Source organism: Nocardia caishijiensis NBRC 108228, assembly GCF_001612825.1.
GTDB lineage: Bacteria > Actinomycetota > Actinomycetes > Mycobacteriales > Mycobacteriaceae > Nocardia > Nocardia caishijiensis.
Map to the genome: position 1 here is coordinate 649,748 of NZ_BDBE01000025.1, position 20,900 is coordinate 670,647.

Sequence of the window (20,900 nt, forward strand, 5' to 3'; positions counted from 1 at the left end):
GCCCGTGCAGATCAGTGGAACAACGCTGGCGCTGATCCAGCTGGGGGCTGTGTTCTTCGGATTGGGTGTGCTCGGGCGCATCGCGGGCCGCATCGGCCTGTCACCCATTCCGCTCTATCTACTCGGGGGTCTGCTCTTCGGCACCGGTGGCCTGATCGAGCTGCACGAGGTGGAGGAGTTCATCCACCTCGCCAGCGAGATCGGTGTGGTGCTGCTGCTGTTGCTGCTCGGATTGGAATACACCGCAGGTGAATTGGTCACCGGCATGCGCAAGTCGTGGATCGCCGGTCTGCTCGACCTGGTTCTCAACGCCACGCCGGGCGTGATCGTCGCGCTGTGGCTTGGACTCGGACCGACCGGTGCCATCGCGATGGCGGGCGTCACCTACATCTCCTCGTCGGGAATCGTCGCCAAGGTTCTCAACGACCTGGGCAGGCTGGGTAACCGCGAGACGCCGGTGATCCTGTCGATCCTGGTGTTCGAGGATCTGGCGATGGCGATCTACCTGCCGGTGCTCACCGCCGTGCTGGCGGGTGTCGGCTTCATGGCCGGTCTCACCACCGTCGGCATCGCGCTGGTCGCGGTGACGCTGGTGCTCATCGTCGCGCTGAAGTACGGCCGGTACGTGTCGGCGATCGTGGCCAGCGAGGACCGCGAGATCTTCCTGCTCAAACTGCTCGGTTCGGCGCTGCTGGTCGCCGGTGTGGCCTCGGCGGTGCAGGTGTCGGCGGCGGTCGGCGCGTTCCTGCTCGGCATCGCGATCTCGGGGGCGACCGCGCACGAGGCGACCAAGATCCTCGAACCCCTGCGTGACCTGTTCGCCGCCATGTTCTTCGTGCTGTTCGGGTTGAGCACCGATCCGGCGACCATTCCGCCGGTCCTCGGCTGGGCGGTCCTGCTGGTCGTGGTCACCACGGCGACGAAGCTCTACACCGGCTGGTGGGCGGCCAAGCGGGCCGGGGCGTCCCAGCTCGGCCGGGCCCGCGCGGGTGCGGCACTGGTCGCGCGCGGCGAGTTCTCGATCGTCATCGCCGGTCTCGCGGTCGCCGCAGGTGCGGTGCCCGACAGCTTCGCCGCGCTGGCCACCACGTACGTGCTGTTGATGGCCGTGATGGGGCCGATCGCGGCGCGCGTGGTCGAACCGGTCATGCGGGCGACGGTCGGGCGCAAGGCGAAAGTCCAGGTCGACCCGAACGCGGAGTGACCGACCACCGCGGCGGTGGTCACGGTTCGATCAGGCCCGAGCGGATCGCGTAGCGGGTCAGGTCGAGCCGGTCGCGCAGACCGAGTTTCTGCAGGATGTTGGCGCGGTGGCGGTCGACGGTCTTCACACTGATGACCAGTTCGGCCGCCACCTCCCGCGCGGAATGTCCCTCGGCGATCAGCTTGAGCACCTCCTCCTCGCGGGCGGTCAGGATCGTTTCGGGTAACCGTCCGCCCTGCCTGGCCAGGTGCAGATAGTCACGGACCAGAGCGGTGATCGCACCCGGATACAGGAACGACTCGCCCCGCATCGTCGCCCGGCAGGCCTCGATGAGGTCACGGTCGGCGACCGACTTGAGTACATACCCCGAGGCACCAGCCTTGAGCGACTCGAAGAAGTACTGCTCGTTGTCGTACATCGACAGCATCAGCATGCGGACACCCGGATGCACGCGGGTGATCTCGCGGGCCGCCTGGATGCCGGTCATCCTCGGCATCGCGATATCGAGGATCACCAGGTCGACGGTGTCGGCGGCGAGGGCGGTCACCGCGTCGTAGCCGTTGGCCGCCTCGGCGACCACGGTGAGGTCGGGTTCGTTGTCGAGGATCAGCCGCAGGCCGCTGCGGACCAGGGCGTGGTCGTCGGCAAGCAGGATCCGGGTCGGCGCGCTCATACGGGTTCCTCCACGCGTGCTCGTCGCCGTGCCGGGACGACCAGTTCGACGGTGGTGCCGCCCGTCTCCGGCGAGGTGATGGTGAGCGTCGCGTCGACGAGCATGGCGCGTTCGCGCATCCCTCGGATGCCCGCGCCTTCGGTCGCCACTCCGCCTCGGCCGTCGTCGCGGACCCGGAGGACGACGGTGTCGCCCCGGTCGACGAGCCGCAGGCTCACCTCGCTCGCACCCGCGTGGCGCAGCACGTTCGTCAGGCTCTCCTGGGCGATCCGGTAGCAGACCAACTCGACGTCGGGATCGAGCCTGCTGATCGACGGGTCGACCTCGCGATGCACGGAAATGCCAGCGCTGCGCGTGAATTCGTGACACAGCGCGGTGACGGCACTGTGCAATCCGAGGTCGTCGAGCACATCGGGGCGCAGTCGTGACGCGATCCCGCGCACCTCCTCGAGACATCCGCGTACCGTTTCCCGCGCGTCGGCCACCTCGTCGCGCAAGCCCTCCGGCGCCCGGTCGACGACCCGCTTCAGCCGCAGCAACGCCACTGTCAGGCTCTGGCCGATCTCGTCGTGCAGTTCGCGCGCGATCCGCTGACGTTCGCCTTCCTGGGCGGCGAGCGCCATGGCACCGGCCGCCGATCGTTCGGTCTCGAGCCGGTCGAGCATCGCGTTGAAGGTCTCGATCAGGCGGTGGAAGTCGCCGCTTGCCCGCCGGTCGAACCGCGCCGCGCGCCGAGGGGGATCGACCCGGCGCATGGCTCCGACCAGTTCATCGAGCGGGGCCAGGCTGGTGCGCAGGGCCACGGCGTTGGCGGTCAGGATCACCGCGAGCCCGATCACCAGCACCGGCACCTCGGTCAGCCGCAGACGCGCCGACACGGTCGCGGGTGAGAGCGCGAGGATCAGGGTGCCGAGGGTGAAGACGACACCGTTGAGCAGGCAGATCCGCCAGAACAGCGCCGTCACCGGCGTGCGCCGCACCCGTCCTGCCCCCATCCCTGCGAGAGGCTTCATAGCACCCAGCATGCTGACGGGCCGCTGTTCTGTCCATGGGGTGCGACACCCATCTCGGTGCCCGCGCACCCCGCGCCTCGGTGTCCGAAATGGGTGCGGGCGCCGATGGTCGCCGGGGCGGCCCGACACCAGACTCGAATCCGGACGCACTCGACCGCGCCAGGGGAAGGACCGCCCGGATGGACACCGACCGAACACCGATCCCCGGAACCGGGGTGCTGCACCACTTCCGCACCGGCGGCGGTATCGACTTCGCACTGCTCACCGAAGCCGCGGGCAGACGGCGGCTGCTGGCCTACGCCCCCGGCAGCGACGAACCGAGCATCGACATCGCCCTGGAACCCGACGAAGCCGATCAGGTGGCCGAGTTGATGCACACCGGCCACCTCGCCGAGCGGCTGACCCGGCTCGAGCAGCGGGTCGAGCGGCTCGCCGGACAGCGGGCCGAGCCGTGAGTACCGCCGAATCCACCCGGAGCCGAACCATGCGCGCACGCGATATCGCGATGAACCTGCCGACCGTTCGCACCACCGACCCGGTGGCCCGCGCGGTGCGGGTGATGGTCGTCAACCGGCTGCCCGGCCTGGTCGTGGTCGACGCCGAGGACCGGCCGGTGGCCGTGCTGCCGGGCACGCAGGTGCTGCGCCTGGCCATCCCCGCGTCGTATCAGGACGACACCACCCTGGTCCGCACCATCGACGAGGTGCACGCCGACCTGTTCTGGCAGGAACCCGGCAGCCTCACCGTCGGCGACTGCCTGGCCGACGGCGCACCGCGACCGGCCACCGTCACCCCGGACGCCACCCTGCTCGAGATCGCGATCCTGATGGCGCGCAAACACAGTCCGCTCATCGCGGTCGTCGACCGGGCCCGCACCCTGTGCGGGGCGATCACTCTGGAACGGTTGCTCACCAGCCTCGCCCTCGCCGGTCCCGGCGACTGATCGGCGCCGATGATGGCCGCCGTCCTCGCCGTGACCATCTTCGTGGTGGCGTTCTTCTTCATCGCCACGGAGCGGGTCGACAAGGTGAAAACCGTGCTGGTCGCCGCGGGCCTGATGGCGGTGCTCGGGCTGATCCCCGGCGAGCAGGTGTTCTTCTCGCCGCACGCGGGCATCGACTGGAACGTCATCTTCCTGCTGCTCGGCATGATGATCATCGTCGGCGTCGTCAAGCAGACGGGTCTGTTCGACTACCTGGCGATCTGGTCGGCGAAGCGCTCGCGCGGCAATCCCTACCGGCTGATGGTGATGCTCATGCTGATCACCGCCGTGGCCTCACCTTTTCTCGACAACGTCACGATCATCATGCTGATCGCCCCGGTGACGCTGGTGGTGTGTCGCAGGCTCGGCCTCGACGCGCGGCCCTTCCTGATCGCGGAGGTGCTCGCCGCGAACATCGGTGGTGCGGCGACGCTGATCGGCGACCCACCCAACATCATCATCGCCAGCCGGGCGGGGTTGAGCTTCACCGATTTCCTGGTGCACATGGCCCCGATCGTGGTGCTGGTCTTCGCACTGTTCGTGCTGTTCACACGGGTGTTGTTCCGTTCGGCGCTGCGCAGCGACCCGGACTCGGTCGAGGCGGTGCTCGCCCTGCGGGAGCGGCGGGCGATCCGCGACCCGAAACTGCTCGTGCGGTCGCTGATCGTGTTGGCCGCGGTGGTGGCCGGGTTCTGCCTGCACAGCGTGGTGCACGTGGCGCCCTCGGTGATCGCGCTCGTGGGCGCGGGGGTGATGGTGCTGGTGTCCGGGCTCGACATCGGGGACATCCTGCACGAAGTGGAATGGCCGACGCTGGTGTTCTTCATGGGTCTGTTCGTGATGGTCGCGGGCCTGGTGCACACCGGGGTGATCGCCGCGGTCGGTGCGGCGGCGAGCACCTGGGTCGGCGACGACTATTTCCTCGCCGCCACCGCACTCGTCTTCGGCTCCGCCCTGCTCGGTGCCTTCGTGGACAACATCCCCTACACGGCGACCATGGCACCCGTCGTGGAGGGCATCGTGGCGGACGCTCCCGACCCCGAGACCGCCCGGTCGCTGTGGTGGGCGTTCGCGCTGGGCGCCGACTTCGGCGGCAATGGCACGGCGGTCGCGGCCAGCGCCAATGTCGTCGCGCTCGGCATCGCCGCCCGGGCCGGGCAGCGAATCAGCTTCTGGCAGTTCACGAAATACGGCGCGGTCGTCACGATGTTCAGCTGTGTCATCGCCTGGGCCTACGTCGGTGTGCGCTACTTCTGAGGGACGTGCCGGGTGACGAGGCGGTGCAGGAGCCGGGCGGCGGTGCGGGCGGTCCGGTTGTCGATGTCGAGAGCCGGATTGAGTTCGGCGACATCGGCGACCACGAGTTTGCCACTCGCGGCGACCTGGTCGCAGACGGCCTGCACGATGGGCAGCGCGACACCGAACGCGGCGGGCGCACTGACACCCGGCGCGACCGCGGCGGGCAGGACGTCGAGGTCGATGGTGAGATACAGCAGGTCGATGCCGGTGAGAAAGTCCGTGACGAAGGCTTGCGCACGCTCGGCGGTGCAGTCGTCGTCGAGCAGATAGCGCACGCCGAACAGATCGGCGGTGTCGAACAGGATCGTCGTATTGGCGGGCTGGCTGATCCCGAGCACCGCGTACCGCACGTCGTCGCCGGATTCGAGGATCTGCCGAAACGGGGTGCCCGAGCTGGGTACCGGGTCCGGCCGTAGATCGAAATGCGCGTCCAGGTTCAGGATTCCGATGCTGGCGCCCCTGGCGCGTTCGGCACCCGCCAGGCCGAGGTACGTGCCGAAGGCGACCTCGTGTCCGCCACCGAGCACGATCGGGAAGGCGCCCGCGTCCAGCAGCGCGGTCACGGTGTCGCCGAGCCTGCGCTGGCCGTCCTCGAGCCGCTGGTCGGTGACCGCGATCGTGCCCGCGTCGTACGCGCGCAGCGGGCCGGGAAGCGCCATCGGCGACAGCGCGCGGCGCAGGGCGTCGGGCCCGTCGACGGCACCCGGGCGCCCCTTGTTGCGGCGCACGCCTTCGTCACTGGCGAAGCCGACGAACACGCACGCGCCGGGGTCGGCGCCGGGTTCATAGGGCGTGACGGCCTGATGCCAGCGCAGCTGCTCGGGTGTCGTGCCGTCGACGCGGCCGGTCCAGGAAGTCATGCGGGACACCTCAATTCGATGCGAGCACGCCGCCGCGCCACACCTGGCGCACGAGCGGAACGCCGGGACGGTACGCCAGATGCAGATGCGACGGCGCGTCCAACGCGACGGCGTCGGCCCGCATGCCGGGGGAGAGGGCGCCGACATCGCCGCGCCGCAACGCTTTCGCCCCACCCGCGGTCGCCGCCCAGACCGCCTCGTCCGGTGTCATGCGCAGCTCACGCACGGCCAGGGCGATACAGAACGGCAGGCTGGTGGTGTAGCTCGTGCCCGGGTTGCAGTCGGCGCCGAGGGCAACGGTGACCCCGGCGTCGAGCAGCGCGCGCGCATCGGGATAGCTGTTGCGCGTGCAGAAGTCGGCACTGGGCAGCAGCGTCGCCACGGTGTCGCTGTGCGCGAGCGCGTCGATATCGGCGGCGCTGACATGGGCGACGTGATCGACCGACGCGGCCCCGAGTTCGACGGCGAGCCGCACGCCCGGCCCCTGGTGCAGCTGATTGCCGTGCACGCGCGGCACCAGCCCGTGCGCGATGCCCGCACTGAGCACAGCATGCGATTGGTCCCGGTCGAAGGCGCCCTGCTCGCAGAACACGTCGATCCACCGGGCCTCGGGCGCGCAGCGCGGAATCATCTCCGCACACACCATGGCCACGTAATCGTCGGCGCGCCCGGCGTATTCGGGCGGCGGAACATGCGCGGCCAGCAAGGTCACCTCGTCGGTGTGGCGGCCCGCGATGCGAACGCTGCGATATTCGTCGTCCACGGTCTGGCCGTAGCCGCTCTTGATCTCGACCGTCGTGCTGCCCGCCCGCCGCGACTCGGCGAGCAGCCGCCGCACGGTCGCATCGAGTTGCTCGTCGGTCGCCGTGCGCGTCGCCGCGATCGTCGTGCGGATGCCGCCCGCGCCGTAGGGGCGCCCGGACATGCGCGCGGCGAACTCCTCGGCGCGGTCACCGGCGAAGACCAGATGCGAATGCGATTCGACGAAACCGGGCAGCACCGCGCGACCGTCGAGGTCGACCGCCTGATCGGCGGCGGGTGCGTCGGCACTGTCACCCACCCACACCACCTGCGCGTCGTCGAAGACGACGGCCGCGTCGCGACGCAACCCCAGCGGGCCTTCCCCCAACCCCGGGTCGTTGGTGACGAGGGTGCCGATATCGCGCAGCACGGTGGTTGGCACGGATCGTCCTCCTGACGACAGGCTGTGTGGTGAGTCACTTCCGCTAGGTATATGCCTGTCTATACAGGAGAGTCAAGCGCTATGGTGCCCGTCGATAGCTGACCGTTGACATGGCTGTATAGACAGGCATATACATGTAAGGGCCGTTGTGACCGGCCCCACAGGCGAAGAGACCCGGCATCACCGGCGACCCCGCGCCCTTTCCGATCCCGGGAGAATGGATTGAACAAGCCCGCCGCCGCGCTCACCCGCGGCCTCACCGCCCGCCATATCCGTTTCATCGCGCTCGGTTCGGCGATAGGTACCGGCCTGTTCTACGGGTCCGCCGAGGCCATCCACCGGGCAGGTCCCTCGGTGCTGCTGGCGTATCTGATCGGCGGCGCCGCCGTGTTCCTCGTGCTGCGGGCGTTGGGCGAGATGGCGGTGAGCAATCCGGTCGCGGGCTCGTTCGGTGAGTACGCCAGCCAGCACCTCGGCCCGCTCGCGGGCTTCTTCACCGGCTGGACCTACACCTTCGAAATGCTCATCGTGTGCCTCGCCGACGTCACCGCGTTCGGTGTGTACATGGGGTTCTGGTACCCGGACGTGCCACGCTGGATCTGGGTGCTCTCGGTCATCTTCTTCATCGGCGCGATCAACCTGCTCAGCGTGAAGGTCTTCGGTGAGGTGGAATTCTGGTTCAGCCTGGTCAAGATCGTGGCCATCGTGGCGATGATCGCGGGCGGTATCGCCGTGCTGATCTTCGGCTTCGGCCTCCACGACACCAGCGCGGGCGTGCAGAACCTGTGGGCCGACGGTGGTTTCTTCGCCACCGGGATCGGCGGCTTCATCGCCTGCTTCGCCATCGTGATGTTCGCCTTCGGCGGCACCGAGATCATCGGTATCACGGCGGGTGAGGCCGAGAATCCGCAGCGCACCATCCCGCGCGCGATCAACACCGTGCCCGTGCGCATCATCGTGTTCTACGTCCTCACCCTCGCGGTGATCATGGCGATCGACTCGTGGCGCACCATCGGCGACGAGGGCAGCCCGTTCGTCCAGATCTTCCAGAGCCTCGGCCTCGGGCCCGCCGCGGCGGTACTCAACGTCGTGGTCATCACGGCCGCGCTGTCGGCGGTCAACAGTGACATCTTCGGTGCGGGCCGGATGATGTACGGCATGGCCCAGCGCGGCCAGGCACCCGCGGCGATGAAGCGGGTCTCGCGCAACGGGGTGCCGTGGATGACGGTGGTCATCATGACCGTCACCCTGCTGGTCGGCGTGCTCCTGAACTACCTGATCCCCGACAAGGTGTTCCTGGTGATCGCCTCGATCGCCACCTTCGCCACCATCTTCGTCTGGCTGATGATCCTGCTCGCGCACCTGCGCTCGCGGCGCGGCATGAGCCCCGAACAGGTCGCCGCGCTGAAGTTCCCGGTGCCGCTGTGGCCCTACGGGCAGCTGATCACCATCGCGTTCCTGGTGTTCGTGATCGGGGTGATCGCCTTCGACACCGACAGCCGGGTGGCCCTGGTGGTCGGTGCGGTGTGGCTCGCGCTGCTCGGTGTCGCCTACCGCCTGTGGGTGCGGCCCGCGAACGCCGAACCCGAACCGGTCGCCGTACCGGCCGACGTCGCCTGAAGTTGCTTGTCCTGCACGCCTATTCGGAATGGAGAAATATCGTGGGTAGCGACTCGAACCGGTCGGTCACGCTGGAACCGGTCGTCGTCGGCACCGGCCCGGTGTCACCCGCCGACGTGGTGCGAGTGGCACGGCAGGGTGCCCCGGTGCGGCTGGCCGAAGAGGCGCTGGCCGCCATGAGAGAGAGCCGGGAGCGCATCGAGGCGCTGGCCGCCGACCCGCGACCGGTGTACGGGGTGTCGACCGGGTTCGGCGCGCTCGCCGTGCGCCACATCCCGCAGGAGTCGCGTAAGCAATTGCAGCGCAGCCTCATCCGCTCGCATGCCGCCGGGTCGGGAGCCGAAGTGGAGCGGGAGGTGGTGCGCGCCCTCATGCTGCTTCGCCTCTCGACGCTGGCCACCGGCCGCACCGGCGTGCGACCGGTGGTCGCCGAGACCTACGCCGCGCTGCTGTCGGCGGGCATCACCCCGGTGGTCCACGAATACGGCAGCCTCGGCTGCTCCGGTGATCTCGCACCCCTGGCCCACGTGGCGCTCGCCGTCATTGGGGAGGGCACGGCCCGCGACGCGAGCGGCACCGCGATGCCCGCCGCCCAGGCGCTCGCCGCCGCCGGGATCGCACCGGTCGAGCTGGCGGAGAAGGAGGGGCTCGCCCTCATCAACGGCACCGACGGCATGCTCGGGATGCTGCTGCTCGCCTGTCACGATCTGCGCGCGCTGTTGCGGCTGGCCGATGTCACCGCCGCCATGAGCGTGGAGGGCCTGCTCGGTACCGACAAGGTGTTCGCCGCCGACCTGCAGGCGCTGCGCCCGCAACCGGGCCAGGCGGTCGCCGCCGCGAACATGACCCGGCTGCTGGCCGATTCGGCGATCGTGGCCAGCCACGCCACTCCCGACTGCACCGTGGTGCAGGACGCCTACTCGCTGCGCTGCGCACCGCAGGTGGCCGGTGGCGCCCGCGACACCCTGGCCCACGCCGAGCGGGTCGCGGGCTACGAGTTGGCCAGCGCCGTAGACAATCCGGTAGTCACCCTGGACGGCCGCGTCGAGTCCAACGGCAACTTCCACGGCGCCCCGGTGGCGTACGTGCTGGATTTCCTCGCCATCGTCGTCGCCGACGTCGCCAGCATCAGCGAGCGCCGCACCGACCGCTTCCTCGACAAGGCGCGCAACCACGGCCTGCCGCCGTTCCTCGCCGACGACCCCGGCGTCGACAGCGGCCACATGATCGCCCAGTACACCCAGGCCGCCCTCGTCTCCGAACTCAAGCGCCTCGCCGCCCCCGCCTCGGTCGACTCCATCCCGTCCTCGGCCATGCAGGAGGACCACGTCTCCATGGGCTGGTCGGCCGCCCGCAAACTGCGCCGCGCCATCGACGGCCTCACTCGCGTGCTGGCCATCGAGGCACTCACCGCCGCCCGCGCCCTGGACCTGCGCGCCCCGCTCACCCCGTCGCCCGCCACGGCAGCGGTACGCGATGCCCTGCGCACTCGCGTCCCCGGTCCCGGCCCCGACCGTCACCTCGCGCCGGAAATCGAGGCGGCGGTGAATCTGGCCGCGTCCGGCGCACTGCTGGCGGCCGCGGAATCCATTGTCGGCCCGCTGGATTGACCCAATCGTACTGACGCCGCTGTAATCGACTCGACCCCAGGTGGTTCCCTCCACCTGGGGCTGAGTCGTCGTGGATCCCCCGACTGAAAGCCCCAATCCCGGCCGTCGCTTGCGAGAGGCTGTCTTGCGGGAGGCTGTAGGCGCCCCGACTCGCTCCGGCCAGGCGTGCACCCTACCGACTCCACAGCGCCTGAGCAGTGCAATAGCAGAATGCCTCGGCCCAGTTCCATCAGCGACCGGGTCAGCCGGGCTGTGCGGCAAGATCAGCTGGAGGGAACAAGCTGAGCCCGTCCCGACATATTCGATGGGCTGGTCACGCGACTAGCCTTCTGTCTGTGTCAGTGAACCTTGATGTCCAGTTCCGCCTGTATCTTAGAAGCCGGGAGCAAGCCGAAGCTGTCAAACTGGCGCTCGACGACTTCTTCGAGCACGAGCTCGAGGGCGAGGTCAAGACCTACTGCCGCGAAAATAGCAAATCTAGCAATTGCCCGTGGATCGTGTTCGGGCTGTCGTACGACTCCATCATCATCAGCCGTGGCTGGCTGTGGGCACCGCGAATCGAGGAAGACTTCCGGGCTTGCGTCGCTGCCGTCGCACCTGACGTACCGAACTTCCTGGTCTGGTTCGACGTCTACGACGTCGATGACGAACGCCTCAATCCGACAATCTCGAGCAAGCTCCGACGGAGTTTGCTCGGGTCGTTGCCGAAGTCCGAAAGAGAACACTTCCGGGACCCCGCCGGTGCTTGCTACCGAATGCTCTGGCAGAGCCTGCGGTCCAGGTTCGAGACCTAAGACTGAGTCCACCACGGCTAGATAGCGCATCCCAATAGAGCAAGGGCTGGTCGGGCCGCCGACTGCGGATGCGACACACCTGCGGAGCGTGGTAATCCTCGCTCTGATCGCGCGCCGCGCGGCATGGTCGAGCGCTGGCTCGGGCCTGTCAGGTGGTCGGAGGCCGCAGGGCCAATCCGCCATGGAAACTGACATCGACGGAGCTGCCGGTCCCGGGTAGCGTCGGAAGTTGTGATCGGTTCGTCGGCGGTAGAGATCGCGACTGCGGTTGGGGCGGGTGAAGTTTCGCCGATCGATGTCGTGGAGGCGGCACTGGCCCGTATCGAGGCTGGTGCGGCACTGAACGCGTTCTGTGTCGTGCGCCGTGAGGAGGTGCGTGCGGAGGCAAAGGCATTGGCCCACCGGGCCGATCTGCGGTTGCTGCCGTTGGCGGGGGTGCCGGTGGGGATCAAGGACCACGTCGATGTCGCGGGATGTCCGACACGGCACGGCACAGCCGCTCTGTCGGGCGTACCTGCCGCGGTGGACGACGAACTTGTCCGTAGGCTGCGCGCGGCTGGTGCGCTGGTGGTCGGCAAAACCACGTTGCCGGAGCTGTGTCAGGGACCGTTCACCGAAAGCGTGGAGTTCGGGGTTACCCGTAATCCATGGAATCCGGAGCACACGTCGGGCGGATCGAGCGGTGGTTCGGCCGCCGCGGTCGCGGCCGGTATGGTCCCGTTGGCCCTTGCGTCCGGTGGTGGCGGGTCGATCCGAATTCCGGCATCGTGCTGCGGTGTTGTCGGCCTGAAGCCGGGTCCGGGGCTGGTGCCGCGTGCGGGGCGTGGCTGGCGAGGCATGTCGGAGTTGGGCCCGATCGCGACCACGGTCGCCGACGCGGCACTGATGCTCGACGTGCTTTCCGGCACCGACCGTTACCGGAAAGCGATGGCCGAGCCGGACCGAGCGCTACGCATCGGTGTGACGACTGCGCCGCCGACGCCGGGGGTGCGCGTCGACCCGCAGGTTCGCGTGGCATTGGATGCAGCAGCAAGGGCATTGCGGGACGAAGGCCATGTCGTGGACACCGTGGCCCCACCCTGGCGACTTCGAGATCAGCCGAGGTATGTCGCGCGGTACTTCGCCGGATCCGCCGACGACGCTGACGGACTCGCTCTTCGAGCGCTGGAGCGGCGAACCAGGGCGATCGTGTGTGCCGGGCGACTGCTGCGGCGGCTGCCTGTCGCTCGCGACGAGATCCCCGCCGAGACCGCCGCCCGTTTCTCGGCGTGGTTCTCGAACTACGACGTACTCATGATGCCGACGCTGGCTGCGCTGCCTCCGCGTGCAGGCGGCTGGGCGAGCGCTGGGATGATCCGGACCCACCTCGCCACGAGCGTGCTGGTTCCATTCCTGCTGCCGTTCAACCTGGTCCGGTATCCGGCGCTGACGGTGCCCGCGGGACTGTCCATCGACCGACTGCCGATCGGTGTGCAGATGGCGGCCGCGCCTGGCGGCGAAGGATTGCTGCTTTCCCTAGCGGCTCAATTCGAACGACTGCGGCCATGGCCACGCCACGCGCCATGACCCAGGCACCCGCTGAGGATCGAGTTGCACAGTCTCGGCGACGATTTCCGCCAGAGGCGACTCGGGTGACACGCTCATCGGCACACAGGTTTGCATAACCAACATCTCACCCCGATGATCCCGGGCATGTCGCGTAGACGCCCGTGACATGATTCGGCGCCGGGTGCATCTCACACCCGGTGCCGAAGTGTGTGATATCAGTTCTCCCGCATCGGGATTCGCACACCGCGTTCCCGGGCCACTTCGGCCGCGTGCGCGTAGCCCGCGTCCACGTGACGGATCACGCCAGTGCCGGGATCGTTGGTGAGCACCCGCTCCAGCTTCCGTGCCGCCAGCGGTGTGCCGTCGGCGATACACACCTGGCCCGCGTGGATGGACCGGCCCATGCCGACGCCGCCGCCGTGGTGGATCGACACCCACGAGGCGCCCGACGCCGTATTGAGCAGGGCGTTGAGCAGCGGCCAGTCGGCGACGGCGTCCGAGCCGTCGGCCATGGATTCGGTCTCGCGATACGGCGAGGCGACCGAGCCGGAGTCGAGGTGGTCGCGTCCGATGGCCAGCGGCGCCGACAGCTCGCCCGAGGCCACCATCTCGTTGAAACGCAGTCCGGCGCGGTGCCGTTCGCCGTAGCCGAGCCAGCAGATACGCGCGGGCAGGCCCTCGAATTTCACCTTCGCACCGGCCATGGTGATCCAGCGCTTCAGATGCTCGTTGTCGGGGAACAGCTCGAGAATCGCGCGGTCGGTGGCGGCGATATCGGCCGGGTCACCCGAGAGGGCCGCCCAACGGAACGGGCCGAGGCCCTCCTCGAACAGCGGCCGGATGTAGGCGGGCACGAAACCAGGGAACGCGAAGGCCCGGTCGTAGCCGCCCTTGCGGGCCTCGTCCCGGATCGAGTTGCCGTAGTCGAACACCTCGGCACCCTTGTCCATGAACCCGACCATGGCCTCGACATGCTCGGCCATCGAAGCCTGGGCCTCGGTCGTGAACCACACGGGGTCCTTCTCGGCCATGGTGTGCCAGTCCTCGAGCGCGACCCCGATCGGCAGGTAGGACAGCGGGTCGTGCGCGGAGGTCTGGTCGGTCACCACATCGATCGGCGCGTCCATGGCGAGCAGCGCCGGGAACACCTCGGCGGCATTGCCGACCAGACCGATCGACAGCGGTCGGCGTTCGTCACGCGCGGCGACGGCCAGCTCGAGCGCCTGTCGGAGCGAATCGGCCTTGGTGTCGAGGTAGCCGTGCGCGATGCGGCGATCGATGCGGGCCGGATCGACATCGACACACAGCGCCACACCGTCGTTCATGGTCACCGCGAGTGGCTGCGCGCCGCCCATCCCGCCGACGCCCGCGGTGAGTGTGATCGTGCCCGCCAGGGAACCGCTGAAACGCTTGCGTGCCACCGCGCCGAAAGTCTCGTACGTGCCCTGCAGAATGCCCTGGCTGCCGATATAGATCCACGACCCGGCGGTCATCTGCCCGTACATCATCAGGCCCGCCTGTTCGAGTTCGCGGAACTTCTCCCAATTAGCCCAGTCGCCGACCAGATTGGAATTCGCCAGCAACACCCGAGGCGCCCATTCATGGGTGCGGAATACGCCGACCGGTTTACCGGACTGCACGAGAAGCGTCTCGTCGGATTCGAGCGTTTCCAGGGTGCGCACGATGGCGTCGTAGGCCGCCCAGTCGCGGGCCGCGCGCCCGGTGCCGCCGTAGACGACCAGATCGTCGGGGCGCTCGGCGACCTCGGGATCGAGATTGTTCATCAGCATCCGCAGGGCGCCCTCCTGCTGCCACCCCCTGGTGTGCAGCCGGGTACCGCGCGGGGCGCGGACGGGGCGCGGACCTGCGGCGGGCGCGGTGGGGTCGGTCATGAGTTCACTCCTCGGAAGGTGAGTGTGTCCTGGGTCACTGACCATCAGATTAGTGGTATAGTCCTGTATATACAAGTGGCTGTGCAGGGTGGCTACGACGTATTGTCTTGGCCGACGGAGGGAAGTGCCGGTGGTGGCGATCGAAGTGGTCGATGCGGAACTGGCCGCGCTCTACGCCGAGCTCGGCACCGAGTTCGCGGCATACGAGCGGGTCAAGCAACTGATCATGGCGCAGATCAAGGGCGGCCGATGGAGTGCGGGGGAGCAGATCCCCTCGGAGAACCAGCTGGTCGCCGCGCTCGGGCTGTCGCGGATGACCATCAACCGCGCCCTGCGCGATCTCACCGCCGACGGCGCCCTCACCCGGGTGATGGGGGTCGGCACGTTCGTCGCGGCGGGCAAGGCGACCTCCCCGCTGTTCGAGGTCAGAAACATCGCCGACGAGATCGCCCGGCGCGGGCACCGCCACCGCACCGAAGTCGTCTTCGTGCGCGCCGAGGAGGTGGGCGAGGGGCATCCGCTGCTCGGAAACGACCTGAGCGGCACGGTGTTCCACTCCCTGCTGGTGCACCGCGAGGACGAGGTGCCGATCCAGCTCGAGGACCGCTACGTCAACCCGGCCCAGGCGCCCGGCTATCTCGCCCAGGACTTCACCACCGTCACTCCGAACACCTACCTGAGCGAAGTCGCCCCGCTGCTGCGCGGTGAGCACGTGGTCGAGGCCGTGCGCGCGAGCCAGGACGAGTGCGGACTGCTCGGCATCGCCCGTGACGAACCGTGTCTGCTGATCCGCCGCCGCACCTGGTCCTCGGGTGGCCTGGTGAGTGCCGCCCGTCTGATACATCCGGGGTCACGCAATCGTCTCGAGGGCACTTTCGACACCGAACCGGGCTGACGACGACTCGCGCCCTCCGGTGCCCGCGTGCACCGAGGTCGATGAATTAACATGACCCATGAGCAAATATTTCGCAAACCGAGTTATCACCATTTCGTGACAAACGAGCGAATGGCATTCACCGGGCTGTAGCTTTGTTGATGGATCGCTGAGTTCGACATTCGCTGAGTTCCATCGATGGAGAGGGCGGAAATGGCTACGATCACGCGACGCTCCGGGGCGACGATGGCGCCCTCGACTCTGGTAACTCTCGGTTTGATCCTGCTGATCCCGGTGCTGCTCACCGCGGGCCCGATCGCCGCCTCGGCGCTGATCGCTCACTACGCCGGTGTCGGCTGGTCCGGGGGGCTCGTCCTGTCCGCGATCGCGGTGGTGGTGCTCGGGTCGGTCCTCGCCGCCGTGTGGTCGTTCCGGCTGGCCTGGCAGCGCGGCCACCACCCCTTCGGTTCGCGCCACCGGTAGCTTCCGCGACCCGCCGCGCCGTCGGGTCCCGGCCGATGGCGTGTCGTCGGAAGTACGCCTGCTGAACCGGTGTTTCGCTGCCGCACAGCCCATTTCAGGGCTGTGCGGTTCGTGGTTCTCGATTCGCGAGGTCGCGAAACCGATTGTAGAGTCGCGAACGTACACTTCTCGGCCGCCGAAGTCGTCGGCCCCTCGGACGCCCCTCCTCGGCCTTCCCGCGCATCCGCACGCCCACAGTGTCGTGGCACACCCGTGAACTCCGTACTGCTGACCGGTCGTCGGACGGGCCGTATCGGCCGCTCCGTGCCCTCATCCTGTCCGTAATCGTCTGCGCGACAGCGTGTTTCACATCACAGCATCGCTGACACCTGAACGGCGACTGTAACTCTGCAATCGGTTACTTGTGCTCAAAAACAGTGTGCACCAGTGCTATTCGTGCACGTCACAGCGAAACCTGCACTATTGCTTGACAATTGGGACAGCGGCGTACAAAACTACCCGTCGGTAGCCACAGATCGGGACAACGCGGCCCCGACGCCCACCGGTGGCGACGCCCCTTCGACTCCTCCGAGGCAATCCTCGAAAACCCCTGTCCACCAGGCGCAATGAGCCCTGCCGCCATCGTGACCACACCAAAGGAGTTCAGCGCTATGGACAACTCCGCGCTAGCCTCAGCCGATCGCCCCGAGGCTCCCCAGGCGGTGCACGGGGAGCACCCCGGTGACCAGGTGACGGTCCTGTCGCGACCGACCGGTCCGGTCGAACAGCTCCCGCTCGTCGCTACCCGCCTCCCCGAAATCCTGCTCACCGGTGCGGATTTCGACGACATCTACCGCCATGTGCTCGCCGCGCCCGGCAAGCGGGTCCGTGCCAGGCTCGTGCTGGCCTGCGCGGCCCTGGTGCCCGAGGCGCCGCACAACGCGGTGTCGCTGCCCGACGCCGTCGACCTGGCCTGCGCGATGGAGATGCTGCACGAATCCTCGCTGATCCACGACGACATCTGCGACGGTTCCCTGCTGCGCCGCGACGCACCGTCGGTACCCGCCGCGTTCGGTGTCCGCCTGGGCGCCCGCGCCGGTTTCCACATGGCGGGCGCCGCGATGAAGGTGGTGGCCCGCGTCCTCGCCGACAACCCCGCGATGGCGGATCGGATCACCGACGCGCCCGGCATCACCTTCGCCGACCGGCTCTCGGAACTGTCGTTCGGCCAGCTCATCGAAACCCTGCCGCCCTCGATCGACGTGGCCGCGTTGCGCAGGCACTACGAGCTGGTCGCGATCGCCAAGACCGGCACCCTGTTCCGGCTGTCGTGCGCCTACGGCGGCACCGCGGGCGGCGTCGACCTGGACCGGCTGCACGCGCTGATGGTGTACGCCGACCAGCTCGCCATGGCGTTCCAGATCATGGACGACGTCCGCGATATCGAGGGCGGCCCCGGCCTCGGCAAGGACGCGGGCGGTGACCTCGAACGTCGCGTGCCCACCTGGCCGGTCATCGAGTGGCTCGACCTGCGCGAGGGTGCCCGCGACCTGTGGCTCGACCCGGCCACACCGAGCGAGACCCTGCGCACCGACCTCGTCGACAGCGGCGCGACCAAAGCCGCCCGCGTGGTCGCGGTGACCGCCACCGAAACCGCCGCCGACGCCCTCGACGTGTTCGGCCCCTCTCCGGCGCGGGACGACCTGCGCGAACTTCTGCGGCAGGTGATCTCCCGATGAGCGATGTCCGACTCCTCCAGCTGGTCCGCGGCCTGCGTGTACTGCGCCGAGCCCCCGACCTGGCCGCCATGCGCGCCGCGCGCACGCCCGAGGAACTGGCTCGGCTTGCCCTCGTCCCGGCCGGGCGCAACCTCGGTATCGCGGTGAGCTTCCTGCCCGCCCACCAGCGGGCCGAGGCCGCCGCGGCGCTGCTCGCGTGCCGGGTGCTCGACGCCTACGAAGACCTGGCCGACCGCGCCCACGCGAGCTCGGCCGTCCTGACCGCGGCCGCGTACCTGGACGGATCGAGCGATTCCGCGCCGCCCGCGCTCCCGCCGACCACCGGTGTCGTCCGCGACAGCGAGGCGCTGGATCTGCTGCTCGCCGAGCGCATCGACGACATCCGCGCGCTGGTGGCCGCCCTGGCGCCACCGGCACGCGAACGGGTGGCCGGTGTGCTCACCGACATGGCCGCGGTGATGGCCCGCAACCTCGACAAGCCGCTCTCGCGTGTCACCTACAGCGAAGGGGTGCTCGGTCGCGTCACCCACTACGCGTGCACCATGGTCGCCGACGGCGTGCTGCCCGAGGACGACCTGCGCGAACTCACCGGCTGTATCGCGGTGATCGCCCAGTCGGCCAACGACCTGCGCGACGGCGAACTCGAGCTCTACGGCGCCGCCGACCGCGAGGAACTGACCCGCATGGTGATGCTGCGCCAGCTCGCCCCGACCCTCGGCGGATTCGCGCTGCTCGCCAAGCTCGGCCCCGGCACGCCGGGCTTCGGCGCCCGCGCGGCCATGGCCTACATGACCATCACCACCTCGGCGTTCCTGTGCGCGGCGGTCGGTGCGCCCAAGCCGTACCGGCGTCCGCTCGCGGCGTCGGCCCTGGCCGCGGGCTCGGCGAAGTACTGGACGCGCATGCTCGAGCGGGTGCGCGCGGGCGCCGACGGCGCGATCCACACCATGCTCGACGCCGCACCGGACTTCGCCGCCGAGCGCCACATCCCCAAGACCGAGGTGTTGCGCGCCGGTGGTGAGAACTCGACCGCGACCTCGCTGGTCCCGTTGATCGTCGACACCACCTTCGCCCTCGTGCGGACCCTGCCCGAGGAACCGATGACCGGCGAACCGGCCGGTTCGACGGTGCGCACCATGATGATCGCCGACCATCTGGCCTTCGGAGCCATGGAACGGGTGCCGGGCAACCGCCCCGACGCCCTGCGCGACCTCGCCGAGCGCCTGCAGCACGCGGCGCTCGCCCCCGACGCAATTCGTTCATGAGCATCGTCACTACTAGCGAAGGAGCTCGCCCATGAGCACCCCAACGCCCGTCGCGCCCACCGAGAAACCGCCGTTCAGTCGGCGGGTCCTCAAACTCGAGCACGCTTCGAATGTCGGACCGCTGATGCACATCGCCCTGTGGATGGGGATGACCGCGGCCGCCCTGTTCATCCCCGCCGCGGGCAACTGGTACGTGGCGATCCCGCTCATCATCGTGCTGTCGCTGCTGAACCTGTCGCTCACCATCGGCGTGATGCACATGCACACCCATCGCCCGCTGTTCGTGTCGAAGCTGCCCAACCGGGTGGTCGACATCCTGTGCTGCCTGCCCGGCAACCTGACCGCGGCCGAGATGCGCGAGGTGCACGTCCTCAACCATCACCGGTTCAACGACGGCCCCGGCGACGTCACCGCAACCACCGGGATGGAGAAGGGTCTCGGTGCCATCTGGTACTGGATCCGCTACGGAACCATCGTCAAGATCCACACGGTGCGCACGGTGTTCGCCGCCAACCCGGCGCCTCGTCGTCGCCGCACCCGCCACCAGTTCCTCTTCGACCTCGCGGTGTACGCCCTGGTCATCGGCGCGGTCTGGTACGCGGCGGGCATGGAGCGGTTCGTGCTCTTCTACTGGGTGCCGTTCTTCATCACCCAGGTCAACGCCGGTTACTTCGCGTGGCTGAGCCACGCGCCCGCCCGCCAGTTCGAGGACGAACCGAGCACCTCGCTCAACAACGCGGGCAACATCCTCAACTTCCTGATCTTCAACCAGGGCTACCACAGCGTGCACCACCGCTACCCGGGTATCCACTGGAGCCAGATCCCGGACAAGCTCGACTACATGCGTGATGTCAACCCCGGCGTCATCGTGCCGTACTGGATGGTCGCGCAGTCGGGCTGGCGCCTGGTCGTGCCGGGTGGCTTCCTCAACGAGCGTTACGGCAACAAGTGGAAGGCGCGCCTCGAGCAGCGTCTGGAATCGGGCACCGTCCGCAACCGCTACCTGCCGTGGTTCGCATGGATCTGATGACTCCGCAGCAGGCGCGGGGCGTGCTGAGCACGCCCGGTCGGCTCGTCCCGTTCCTGTTCGCCTTCGCCGTGTACGCGTTCGCGGGTATCACGGTGCCGCTGATGCTGCTGTTCGCCGGTGGCTGGTTCCTGCCCAAGACCGTCGACAAGGGGCCGCATCTCTCGGCGCTGCCCGCCGTCGCGATCGACCTGGTGCTGCTGGCGTTGTTCGCCCTGCAGCACTCGGGGATGGCCCGGCCCGCGTTCAAGGCGTTCATCACCCGCTGGGTGCCCGAAGCGCTCGAGCGGACGGTCTACATCATCGGTGTGTGCCTGGTGATGTGGGTCATCATGCTGGCCTGGCAGCCCATACCACACGTACTCTGGTCTGCTGAAGGTGCGGTGGGTATCGCGCTCGATACCGGGTTCTGGATCGGGTTCGTGCTGGTCTACGCGGCGACGCTGCTGCTGAACCATTTCCATCTGCTCGGTATCAGCCAGGCCTACCGGCAGTACGTGATCCAGGTGCCGGACGCCACCGTCGACCGGTTGCAGGTCAACGGTGTGTACCGGCTGGTGCGGCATCCGCTGATGACCGGGTTGCTCGTGTCGTTCTGGTTCGCCAGGGAGTTCACGGTCGGCCACCTGGTGTGGGCGCTGGGGCTGACCGGGTACATCCTGCTCGGTACCTACCTGGAGGAGCGCGACCTGATCGCCCGCTTCGGTGCGTCCTATCGCGCCTATGCCGCACAGGTGCCCGCGTTCTTCCCGTCCGTGCGCAGTATTCTCGGCCGATCGACTCGGTAAGCGCGAGACCGACCGCCCGGCGTCGTTCCGGTAGGAAGGATGTCGGGCGGTGAACCTGCCCGAGTTG

Annotated in this window: 19 protein-coding genes; 14 read left to right on the plus strand and 5 right to left on the minus strand. The window is 68.5% G+C overall.

The annotated features are described in order from the left end of the window. The first annotated feature begins 10 nt into the window (after positions 1-10). Positions 11-1,204 carry a cation:proton antiporter gene (locus tag NC7_RS09865; protein WP_157101925.1) on the plus strand — a complete coding sequence of 398 codons (1,194 nt, stop codon included), beginning with the start codon at positions 11-13 and terminating at the stop codon, positions 1,202-1,204. A gap of 19 nt (positions 1,205-1,223) precedes the next feature. Here the strand turns inward: NC7_RS09865 and NC7_RS09870 are convergent, their stop codons facing one another. Both NC7_RS09870 and NC7_RS09875 read right to left on the minus strand, forming a co-directional pair. Then, positions 1,224-1,877 carry a response regulator gene (locus NC7_RS09870; protein ID WP_067981187.1) on the minus strand — a complete coding sequence of 218 codons (654 nt, stop codon included), beginning with the start codon at positions 1,875-1,877 and terminating at the stop codon, positions 1,224-1,226. Then, positions 1,874-2,890 carry a sensor histidine kinase gene (locus NC7_RS09875; protein ID WP_157101907.1) on the minus strand — a complete coding sequence of 339 codons (1,017 nt, stop codon included), beginning with the start codon at positions 2,888-2,890 and terminating at the stop codon, positions 1,874-1,876. The genes NC7_RS09870 and NC7_RS09875 overlap by 4 nt, the downstream gene beginning before the upstream one ends. Positions 2,891-3,069: 179 nt before the next feature. Between NC7_RS09875 and NC7_RS09880 the strand changes: the two genes are divergently transcribed. Genes NC7_RS09880 through NC7_RS09890 form a run of 3 tightly spaced genes read left to right on the plus strand, consistent with a single transcriptional unit; the run spans position 3,070 to position 5,129 of the window. Then, positions 3,070-3,345 carry a cation:proton antiporter regulatory subunit gene (locus NC7_RS09880; RefSeq protein WP_067981189.1) on the plus strand — a complete coding sequence of 92 codons (276 nt, stop codon included), beginning with the start codon at positions 3,070-3,072 and terminating at the stop codon, positions 3,343-3,345. Between the two features lie 29 nt (positions 3,346-3,374). Continuing rightward, positions 3,375-3,833 carry a CBS domain-containing protein gene (locus tag NC7_RS09885; protein WP_067981335.1) on the plus strand — a complete coding sequence of 153 codons (459 nt, stop codon included), beginning with the start codon at positions 3,375-3,377 and terminating at the stop codon, positions 3,831-3,833. 9 nt (positions 3,834-3,842) lie between these two features. After that, positions 3,843-5,129, plus strand: coding sequence for an ArsB/NhaD family transporter (locus tag NC7_RS09890; RefSeq protein ID WP_067981190.1), 1,287 nt, complete (start codon positions 3,843-3,845; stop codon positions 5,127-5,129). Here the strand turns inward: NC7_RS09890 and hutG are convergent. After that, complete coding sequence (gene hutG, locus NC7_RS09895) at positions 5,120-6,031, minus strand: formimidoylglutamase (RefSeq protein WP_067981191.1); 912 nt, start codon at positions 6,029-6,031, stop codon at positions 5,120-5,122. The two genes, NC7_RS09890 and hutG, sit on opposite strands and share 10 nt — an antisense overlap. A gap of 10 nt (positions 6,032-6,041) precedes the next feature. Beyond that, positions 6,042-7,214, minus strand: coding sequence for an imidazolonepropionase (gene hutI / locus NC7_RS09900; protein WP_084458248.1), 1,173 nt, complete (start codon positions 7,212-7,214; stop codon positions 6,042-6,044). Between the two features lie 222 nt (positions 7,215-7,436). Between hutI and NC7_RS09905 the strand changes: the two genes are divergently transcribed. The 4 genes from NC7_RS09905 (at position 7,437) to NC7_RS09920 (ending at position 12,804) form a co-directional block, all read left to right on the plus strand. After that, the gene (locus NC7_RS09905; protein ID WP_067981193.1) at positions 7,437-8,834 is read left to right on the plus strand and encodes an amino acid permease; all 1,398 of its coding nucleotides are present in this window, start codon (positions 7,437-7,439) and stop codon (positions 8,832-8,834) included. A gap of 41 nt (positions 8,835-8,875) precedes the next feature. Continuing rightward, complete coding sequence (gene hutH / locus NC7_RS09910; RefSeq protein WP_174550211.1) at positions 8,876-10,444, plus strand: histidine ammonia-lyase; 1,569 nt, start codon at positions 8,876-8,878, stop codon at positions 10,442-10,444. Positions 10,445-10,785: 341 nt separating this feature from the next. Beyond that, complete coding sequence (locus NC7_RS09915) at positions 10,786-11,238, plus strand: hypothetical protein (RefSeq protein ID WP_157101908.1); 453 nt, start codon at positions 10,786-10,788, stop codon at positions 11,236-11,238. A gap of 231 nt (positions 11,239-11,469) precedes the next feature. Next, positions 11,470-12,804, plus strand: a complete 1,335-nt coding sequence (locus NC7_RS09920) for an amidase (RefSeq protein ID WP_067981195.1) — start codon at positions 11,470-11,472, stop codon at positions 12,802-12,804. Between the two features lie 197 nt (positions 12,805-13,001). Here the strand turns inward: NC7_RS09920 and hutU are convergent, their stop codons facing one another. After that, entirely contained in the window at positions 13,002-14,678 is a 1,677-nt protein-coding gene (gene hutU, locus NC7_RS09925) for a urocanate hydratase (RefSeq protein WP_067981196.1), read from the minus strand. A gap of 124 nt (positions 14,679-14,802) precedes the next feature. On the opposite strand from hutU, the gene hutC reads away from it, so the two are divergent. From hutC to NC7_RS09955, 6 genes are all read left to right on the plus strand, one after another. Continuing rightward, positions 14,803-15,573: a histidine utilization transcriptional repressor HutC gene (gene hutC / locus NC7_RS09930; protein WP_067981197.1), complete on the plus strand. Its 771-nt coding sequence runs from the start codon at positions 14,803-14,805 to the stop codon at positions 15,571-15,573. A 192-nt stretch (positions 15,574-15,765) separates the two neighbouring features. Then, positions 15,766-16,035, plus strand: a complete 270-nt coding sequence (locus NC7_RS09935) for a hypothetical protein (protein ID WP_067981198.1) — start codon at positions 15,766-15,768, stop codon at positions 16,033-16,035. 650 nt (positions 16,036-16,685) lie between these two features. Further along, positions 16,686-17,753 carry a polyprenyl synthetase family protein gene (locus NC7_RS09940; protein ID WP_236573322.1) on the plus strand — a complete coding sequence of 356 codons (1,068 nt, stop codon included), beginning with the start codon at positions 16,686-16,688 and terminating at the stop codon, positions 17,751-17,753. After that, a complete protein-coding gene (locus tag NC7_RS09945) occupies positions 17,750-19,018 on the plus strand; it encodes a hypothetical protein (protein ID WP_067981199.1) in 1,269 nt (422 codons plus the stop codon). Before NC7_RS09940 ends, NC7_RS09945 begins: the two co-directional genes overlap by 4 nt. Before the next feature lie 31 nt (positions 19,019-19,049). After that, complete coding sequence (locus tag NC7_RS09950; protein ID WP_067981200.1) at positions 19,050-20,045, plus strand: fatty acid desaturase; 996 nt, start codon at positions 19,050-19,052, stop codon at positions 20,043-20,045. Continuing rightward, positions 20,036-20,833, plus strand: coding sequence for a methyltransferase family protein (locus tag NC7_RS09955; RefSeq protein ID WP_067981201.1), 798 nt, complete (start codon positions 20,036-20,038; stop codon positions 20,831-20,833). Before NC7_RS09950 ends, NC7_RS09955 begins: the two co-directional genes overlap by 10 nt. The last annotated feature ends 67 nt before the right edge of the window (positions 20,834-20,900 follow it).